General features: G+C 33.8%; 7 protein-coding genes, 1 pseudogene and 2 other annotated features (1 of these 10 running past the window's edge). Of the genes and pseudogenes, 1 reads left to right on the top strand and 7 read right to left on the bottom strand.

From position 1 onward, the window contains the following. The 7 genes and pseudogenes from A2255_07785 to A2255_07755 all read right to left on the bottom strand — a co-directional run. Window positions 1–255: pseudogene (locus A2255_07785) on the bottom strand (hypothetical protein); it reaches 1187 nt to the left of the window's first position. 11 nt (window positions 256–266) lie between these two features. Further along, window positions 267–1217 carry a hydroxymethylbilane synthase gene (locus tag A2255_07780; protein OGI20969.1) on the bottom strand — a complete coding sequence of 317 codons (951 nt, stop codon included), beginning with the start codon at window positions 1215–1217 and terminating at the stop codon, window positions 267–269. A 2-nt stretch (window positions 1218–1219) separates the two neighbouring features. Then, the gene (locus A2255_07775) at window positions 1220–1861 is read right to left on the bottom strand and encodes a hypothetical protein (GenBank protein OGI20968.1); all 642 of its coding nucleotides are present in this window, start codon (window positions 1859–1861) and stop codon (window positions 1220–1222) included. Then, the gene (locus A2255_07770) at window positions 1861–3102 is read right to left on the bottom strand and encodes a glutamyl-tRNA reductase (protein OGI20967.1); all 1242 of its coding nucleotides are present in this window, start codon (window positions 3100–3102) and stop codon (window positions 1861–1863) included. The genes A2255_07775 and A2255_07770 overlap by 1 nt, the downstream gene beginning before the upstream one ends. Window positions 3103–3236: 134 nt before the next feature. After that, window positions 3237–4310, bottom strand: a complete 1074-nt coding sequence (locus A2255_07765) for an anthranilate phosphoribosyltransferase (protein OGI20966.1) — start codon at window positions 4308–4310, stop codon at window positions 3237–3239. A 16-nt stretch (window positions 4311–4326) separates the two neighbouring features. After that, entirely contained in the window at window positions 4327–5292 is a 966-nt protein-coding gene (locus tag A2255_07760) for a hypothetical protein (protein OGI20965.1), read from the bottom strand. A 112-nt stretch (window positions 5293–5404) separates the two neighbouring features. After that, window positions 5405–6826, bottom strand: coding sequence for a hypothetical protein (locus A2255_07755; protein ID OGI20964.1), 1422 nt, complete (start codon window positions 6824–6826; stop codon window positions 5405–5407). 140 nt (window positions 6827–6966) lie between these two features. Beyond that, window positions 6967–7094 (bottom strand) — a binding site (cobalamin riboswitch). Window positions 7095–7379: 285 nt separating this feature from the next. After that, window positions 7380–7524 (top strand) — a binding site (cobalamin riboswitch). Window positions 7525–7653: 129 nt separating this feature from the next. Here A2255_07755 and A2255_07750 point away from each other — a divergent pair. Beyond that, window positions 7654–8718 carry a nicotinate-nucleotide--dimethylbenzimidazole phosphoribosyltransferase gene (locus tag A2255_07750; protein OGI20963.1) on the top strand — a complete coding sequence of 355 codons (1065 nt, stop codon included), beginning with the start codon at window positions 7654–7656 and terminating at the stop codon, window positions 8716–8718. The last annotated feature ends 41 nt before the right edge of the window (window positions 8719–8759 follow it).

Here is an 8759-nt window from a genome sequence, read left to right as displayed (position 1 = left end):
TCTTACTACTGTTTTACCTTCTTTGGCCTTTTGCACCAATAATTTATTTATTTCATCCTGAACCAGCGTATGCTGATTTATTTTTTTGCCAACATAAATTTTTTCTACTGTATCTTTAGCAAAAGAGAGCAAATTTTCATTTACTAGATTGTCATAAACAATTACATCAGCATTTTTAATACATTCTAAGCCTTTAACAGTAATTAATCCTTCATCACCCGGTCCGGCTCCCAGTAAATAAACTTTATTCTCCATATTTTTATCCCTTATTGACTATTTTTCTGAAGATTTAAGACATTTTTAGCTAATTGTGTCCCTAATTTGTCGTAATCATCAATATTACCTATTAATTTATCTCTATAGATCTCATTTTTTTCTTCATCTCCAACAAATCCATCTATAGTTATTTGATTCCCTTCAGCTTTACAATGAGCACCAATTGGAATTTCACAGCCTCCATCAACTTCTTTCAGGAATGCTCTCTCAGCAAGGACACATTTAGCGTCTATTTCATGATGTAAAACTTTAACAATATTGAAAGTCTCTTGATCATTTTTTCTAAGCTCAATCGCTAAAGCTCCCTGACCAACTGATGGAATATATTTATCCAATTCTAAATAGCTGACATTAAAGTCTATATTTGACTCTTCTTTCAAAAACGTTTTTAAAAACTCATCATTACCTTGCCAGCCCATTCGCTTTAATCCAGCTGCTGCAAGTACTATAGCATCAAACTCATTTCTCGCAAGCTTACCCACTCTAGTATCAATATTCCCTCGAATTGGAAGGAATACAAGATCGCTGCGTAATGCCTTTAGCTGAAGCATCCTTCTTAAACTACCTGTTCCTATTCGTGCTCCAGCAGGCAAATTATTAAGATCATAATTATCTCTGCAAATTAAAACATCTCTTGGATCTTCTCTTTTTAGAATAGCCCCTATTTGGAACTCTTCAGGCAAGGTATGAGGGACATCTTTCATACTATGCACAGCAAAATCAATTTCTTTAGCTAATAATGCTTCTTCAATTTCCTTAATAAAAAGCCCCTTACCGCCAATTTTACTTAACTCTTTATCAAGAATCTTATCGCCTGTAGTTGTAATTATTTTAATATCAACCTTTAGCCCGGGATGAGCTTTTTTCAGATCATCAATTACCATACCGGTTTGGGTTAAAGCTAATTTACTTCCTCTTGTTCCGACAGTAATTTTCTTCATAGCTATCTTTCAGTTTTATACTTCTCAAAAATATTGTAAACTTCTTTTCTTGCCAGGTCTACTTCACCTTTTCTCAGATTATTTAATATATCTGAATAAACTAACTCGTTATATAAAGCTTCTCTTTTTTCTCCATCTGGAATTTCTTGCATACTCTGTTGTCGCACTTCACTCATAATATTAAGAAATTCAGCATAATGTGAGCCATATTTTTCTTCTAATTCAATGCGAACTTTCTTTGCTAACGCTGGGCTCTTACCATTAGTAGAAATAGCAATAGTCAAATCACCCTGCTCTACCTTAGAAGGTACTATAAAATCACATAATTCAGGAATATCAGCAATATTAACAGGAATACCCTTCTTATTTGCTTCTTCGGATATTTGCTTATTTACTTCTTGATTATCAGTAGCAGCAAATACAAGATAAGCATTGGTTAAATCACCAATCTCATAATTTCTGGATATCCATTTAATTTTATATTTAAGATTTTCAAGTTCGTTGCATAAATTACTGCTTATAACAGTTACTCGAGCACTATATTCCAATAAAGACTTTACCTTACGACAAGCAATATTACCCCCGCCAATTACAATGCAGTTTTTATCAGTAATATTCAGCATTATCGGGTAATACTGTGCCATTATTTATCTTCCTCTATCTCCAAAATGTCAGAATTATCATATTTTGGACTTTCTTTCACAAACTCTTTTAATTTAACCATAGGCTGATGGGTGAAAGACTTTGCAAAACTATAAAACGCTTTTTCTATTATCTGCATTTGCTTTTCATCAATACCATCTAACTTTTTACGCAATTCCTGAAGTTCTTTAGACATAATTTCCTGAGAATTGTTCTGAATAGAGACGATTATGTCTATTAATTTAGCCTCTTCTACCCAGTTAATGTATTTTCTAATATCATGATTTAGTATTTTTTCGCCTTTTTCTTTGGCAGAAAGACGTTTTTCGATATTTTCCTGAGCGATTTTTTCAAGATCATCAATTCTATATAACTCAACTCCGGGCATTTCTTGAATATCAGGTTCCACATCCCTCGGAATAGCAAGATCAAGAATACATATAGGCTGGTTTCTGTAATATTGAGAAAATATTTCTTTTGTAACTATAAAATGTGGCGCAGATGTGCAGCTGACAATAATATCCACATCACCCATTACCTCATAACGATCTTTAAAATCAATTTCAATTATTCCAGAAAACTCTTTAGCAAAATCAGTGACTTTTCTTCTGGTTCTATTTGTCACAAAAATCTTGCCAATTTGTCTATCAAGCATATTCTGAACAGCTATTCTGCTCATTTCTCCAAGCCCGATCACCAGAGCACTCTTGCCAGATATACCGTTTAATTTCTGGTCAATCAGCTTTACCCCGATAGAACTCACAGAAATCTGATTTTCTGAGATCCCCGTCATTGTTTTTATCTTTTTAGCAGAAGTAATACTGTCTATAAAGAGCCTATTAAGAAACTTACCTGTAGCTTCATTCTTTAAAGCTGTATTATAAGAATCTTTTACTTGACCAAGAATCTGATCTTCTCCTAAAACAAGTGATTGAAATCCACATGCCACTTCAAATATATGCCTGACAACATTATCTCGTAATCTAACTTCAATATAATCCTCAATTTCTTGATAATTTACATTAAAGAAAGCAGAATAAAAGCTCTTCAGGTAATCTTTGCCTTTTTCAACATTATCGACAACGGCATATATCTCACTTCTATTACAAGTAGACAGGATAACAGCCTCTTGTATGGTGTTATCCTGTTTAAGCTTTGCATAAGCTGCATCAATATTAATATGAGTAAAAGAAACTTTTTCTCTAATTTCTATAGGGCAACGCTTATGGTCGACCCCTGTCATTATTAATTGATCCAGCGTAAAGTTTTTGGACATTTTTACAATTATTTCTATTATCTGCTAACAAAATGTATAAATAATTATACCAAAATTGTGCATAGATAATAAGATTATTAAGAATTTATCTACAATTAATTTCAAACTGTATGATTAGCTTTATGAAATTCTCTTATTTGTTCCAGCTTTTCATAAGCTTTACCACTTGCTAAAACTGCTTTTGCCATTTCTGTACCTTGTTGATAATTTTTAGCAAAACCAGCAACATAAAGAGCAGCACCGGCATTCATACAGAATAAATCTGCTATAGGAGTGTCATATTGTCCTGATAATACTTCGAGTATCACTTTAGCATTATCTTGAGCTGAATTTCGAGTAGCGATATCATCATATTTTACAGTTTTTACTCCAAAATCTTCAGGAGTTACTTCATAAATTTCAATTTTTGAATCTTTTAATTCAACAACTCTTGTTGGACCAATATTTGAGAATTCATCCATGCCTTGATTTTTGTCTATATCATAAGCCCAGCCATATGGGGCAACTGCTGTTTTCATTCCAATTTCTTTTAAAACAGCAATTAGCTGATCACAAATATGAGGAGCATAAGCCCCAATTACAATACTGCTTGTATTAACACAAGGTCTTGTTAATGGACCAATAATATTAAATGCAGAAGTAAAACGCATGGATTGTATTAAACGAGCCCAACCTGATTTTAAGAATGCTTCACCTGGAAGATAACAAAAACCAACTTTTTCTAAAGATTCTTTTGACTTCATAACGGGTGTATCTATATCAATACCTAATATTTGAAAAATTTCAGTGGCTCCTGAAACACCAGTAACCTTTTTAGCACCTTTTTTAGCAACAGGTACTCCACATGCCGCTGCAATAATTGAAGCAGGACTGGAGCAATTAACTGTTTTTAAAGCATCTGAGCCAGTCCCAACAATGTCACATATAGTGCCTGATATATTAGCTTCAAATTTAGCTGTGTCATACATATCAAGTGCATCCCATGCCCCTGATAGTTCTTCTGTTGATGGACCTCTTGCAATATGTGCCATAAGAAGAGCACCTTGCTGCAATTCTGGCTGTTCATTTAAGATAACCTGTCTATAAGCATCACAGGCTTCTTCTCTGGTCATGAATTTTCCAGCTGCAATATTACAAATCAATCGACCAAACTCACGTAATTTTTCTTCAGACATCCATACTCTCCTTATATTACTTAAACTCAACTATAAACTTAAATACCTGACCTGACAGGATTTTCTCTAATGCCTCTGGCACCTGCTTAAGTTCAATTTTTTCTTCAATTAATAGTCTGACCAAATCCTGATATCTAGCAAGAATCTCCAGTGATGTATTCATTTGAATACTAGTACATCCATAAGCGCCGACCAATTGCAGTTGTCTATAATGGACTTCATTAATCAACCTTGAAGGAATATGATTATCACCGGTAAAACCGCTAAATATACAGTATATTCCTCCTTTCTTAGTTCTTGATATTCCGTCTATTAAAGCTTCAATGGATGATGTTGCATTAATTACCACATCAAATTGCACATTGTTGCTTGCAACATCTTTTATTCCTATAGATAGTCGAAAATCGTGACTACGTTGTAACTTATTTATATTTTTTTCGATGATATATGGCTTAGCACCTTTTTCATATACAGCTAACGCTAAGAGCAATCCAGCAGCACCGCCACCATATATTAAGACTGGCTGACCCGCAGAAATTTCGGACTGCTCTACAGCATTAATCCCACATGCCAGCAATTCAGCCATACAGGCAACGTCTTCTGATAGACCTGTCGGAACAGGAAAAAGAGATTCTTTAGATACAGAAACAAATTCAGCAAGGCCACCATCACAGTGAAATCCAAGCACTTGCATTTGATCGCATAGATTTTCTTGTCCTGTCTTACACATTTCACAATTTCCGCAGGAATTACCTGGCCAGACTATGAATTTTTCTCCGGTTTCTTGTATTTGCCCACAAATTTCATGACCCAAGACCCTTGGTAAAACCAAGTCTCGTTGACCTTGCTGATACATTTTTGCATCAGTTCTACATAATGAGCAGGTAGATACTTTTAGCAAAACTTGATCCTCTTTAGGTTTTGGAATTTGAATATCTTTAATTTTTAATAGTCGGATATCCTCTAAAACTAACGCTTTCATTACTTTTACCTTCAATTAAAGTATTTTCTTATTATTTCGTGCTCGCTATTTATAAAACTGATACAGGTATATTATTTCTTGAACTATGGAAAGAATCCCTTTAATTGGCAAACTAAAAATTAATTAATGTTCTTAAACCAAATACCATTGCATCTTTGCCCTTACCACCAGGATTAAGTACAAATTGCATATCAGGTTGTATAGCAAGCCATGGTGTTATTTGTGCAGTATAAAATAATTCCATTGATGTTTCTTTAGTACTGCCGTCTATAGCTTTCTTTCTACTGCTTAATTTTGCCATTGACATGCCTACACCTGCTTTATCCTGGTTTCGTTTAGGGATTAAGCCTTTATATTGTAAACTGGCACCATAATATCTGGAAACTATTTTTCTGTCATTTGGAGCCCATCCAAGTTGGCCGCTTACCAAAAATCCTTGACCATCGTTATAACTGTTTTCTTTAAACAGCATTTGTTCAAAAGATGCATAGCCGCCATAACTACTAGCGAATTTTCTTGATGAAGTAGTATCAGGAGAGACTTCATCAATATTGCCGTTATGATACCAATAACCAGCTAAGTAAGTACCTGGATGGCCTTTTATTGATGGAGTTATTCTGGCTTCACCAATCATTACAGCACCGTCTTTGCCATCAAATGTAGTCTTAAAGCTACGATGTTCAGCATTAGGCTTACCATCAAACATGCCAGTTCTAAGAGAAATATTATTTGTTGGATTTACAGTTACTACTGCACCTAGTCCAGGATTAGGAAATGCTGGAATTGGTACTGTAGGAATCAGAGATTGTGAAACATTAAGCATATTTAGGGCAGATGGTAACATAACAAAATCATAACAGGCGTTTTGCTTACCTAATTTTACTTTTAAGTGATTATCAATTAAGCTCTGTTCGTACCAATATTGACTGAGAAGATTAGTTCTAGGTAAATCAGTATTATCATAATACTGAAGATCTCCAAGAATATTTTGGGTTAAAGTATGTCCGTGCTTACTATGTGCTTGAATAAAGAAAGTACCACCATGCCATAAACCTGCTTTTTCAGTATTTAAAGAAGCTGACATATCAACTAGTCCATGGTATCTGATTCCACTTTGATGATTTAATCCACCATAACCTTTTTTAAAGTTATCATTATAATATAGAACATTATAAGAAACCCCCTGCTGTTCTAATCTGGAGCGTAGACCTCCCATATTTCCAGTCATATGTGGTGCAGTCAACCAACCCTTTAGTCGACTGGGTTGTTCTTCTACTGCCTGAATTGTACCTTTCAAGTCTTGTACTTCCTTTATTGCCCCTTCTGTTTCAGGATTAATTTTGGTTTTATCTAGTTCTAAAGTCTTTTCACCAGAAAAAGCTATAGATTCATAAGGAACTGCAACTTCTTGTGATTGAAGTTGTATTTCTTCTGCAAAAACTTGGTTTGGTGCCGCTAAAATAACTAATACAAGTAAAATAAATGCTGTTTGAATTCCCCTATGGAAATTACATAAAAAACAATTTTTTAGCATATTCGCTCTCCCAAAATTATAATAACCCTCAAAATACTTTATTTCCTACCTTAAAACGCCAAAAACAGGAGCAAATACTTGATCCTGTTACTAAGGTAATTTATTATTCATCTTGTAATCCCCTTTCTTGTGCTCCGCAAGAGTAAGAGCTTCATACAAATTGGTATCCTGGCTTAGATTCATTGAATCAATACAGTTGCGGCACAGCTTCGGATTTACACCGAATTTCCCAATTTGTACTTATTGAATTTGTTTTTATATTACTAGTTATTAATAATAAAAGTCAATTTTCAATAAAATTGACTTTAAATTTTTAAAAGTTAATTTATCTTCCTTGTCAAAAGCATTTAAGTCCCTTAAAAAATATTAATATTAATCCTATATAATTCATCATCTAAAAATTTTGTAAGACAAATAATTATCATTCATAATATCTAGTAGAATGTCCCATAAGTCTAGGGAGATAAATTATTGTGTCAAAGTACTAGTAAAAATAAAGCAAATCTTCCTCCAAATACACAATCTCTCTCAGTATTTTATATTGACTTTTTAAAATAATATAAATAAGATAAATTTATCAAAACTTATTGCACATAAATACAATTTGGGAAATACAGGTGAAAAGCCGTAGCTGTGTCGCAACTGTATTGATTCAATGAATCTAAGCCAGGATACCAATTTGTATGAAGCTCTTACTCTTGCGAGCACAAGAAAGGAGATTGAGTATGAATAATATTAAGACTTAGGGCAGGAATCCTGATATAAATTCCTGTCTTTATACTTTTTATATAACTAATTTTTACAACTATAATAAAGGAGACTTAAAGATGATAAATTTTGATATTAAACCCGTATCAGAAGAATTACATGCCAAGTTACAACATAAAATTGATAATAAAACTAAACCGCTAGGAGCTTTAGGCAGACTAGAAGAATTGGCATTACAGATAGGATGTATACAAAATACCCTAACTCCTGAACTAAAAAAACCGATTATGTTAGTATTTGCAGGAGATCATGGTATCGCTACAGAAGGTGTCAGCTTATATCCTCAAGAAGTAACTTACCAGATGGTTCTTAACTTCTTAAACGGTGGAGCTGGTATCAACATATTCACAAAACAACATGGAATAGACATAAAAGTTATAGATGCAGGGGTAAAATCCGACTTTGATCCCCATCCAAACCTGATAAATGTAAAAGTTGCAAATGGAACTAATAGTTTCCTTAATGGTCCTGCAATGACAAAAGAGCAATGTATTGAAGCATTATCTAAAGGTGCAGATATAGTTAAAACAATAAATAAAGAAGGCTGCAACATTGTTGGCTTTGGAGAAATGGGTATAGGCAATACTTCACCTGCAACTATGTTACTAAGCCTACTTTGTGGAATACCAATTAAAAAATGTACAGGTCGCGGTACAGGTTTAGATGATGAGAAAGTTAGAAAAAAAAGAGAAATTCTTCAACAGGCTTTGTCTAACAATAATCTTGTAGACAAAGATCCATTTGTAGTTTTACAAACCTTCGGCGGCTTTGAGATAGCAATGATGACAGGCGCTATGCTCCAGGCAGCTGAATTAGACATGATTTTATTGATAGACGGTTTTATTACCACATCAGCATTATTAACAGCTGCCAAGATGAATACAAACATACTTGAATACTGTATATTTACTCATAAATCAGGTGAACGTGGTCATAAAATAATGCTTGAACATTTAGGAGCTGATCCATTACTTGATATAGGAATGAGATTAGGAGAAGGAACAGGAGCAGCTGTTGCATATCCAATTATTGAATCTGCTGTTAGATTCCTAAATGAAATGGCATCTTTTGAATCAGCTAATGTCACTAAAAGTGAAGTATCAGACAAAAGTGAAGTTAGCTAAAGGGCTAACTTCACTTTTAAACTTTTAAATTATGCTTATAT

Source organism: Candidatus Melainabacteria bacterium RIFOXYA2_FULL_32_9, from assembly GCA_001784615.1.
Taxonomy (GTDB): Bacteria; Cyanobacteriota; Vampirovibrionia; order Gastranaerophilales; family UBA9579; genus UBA9579.
This window is presented reverse-complemented; position numbering and strand designations above follow the sequence as displayed.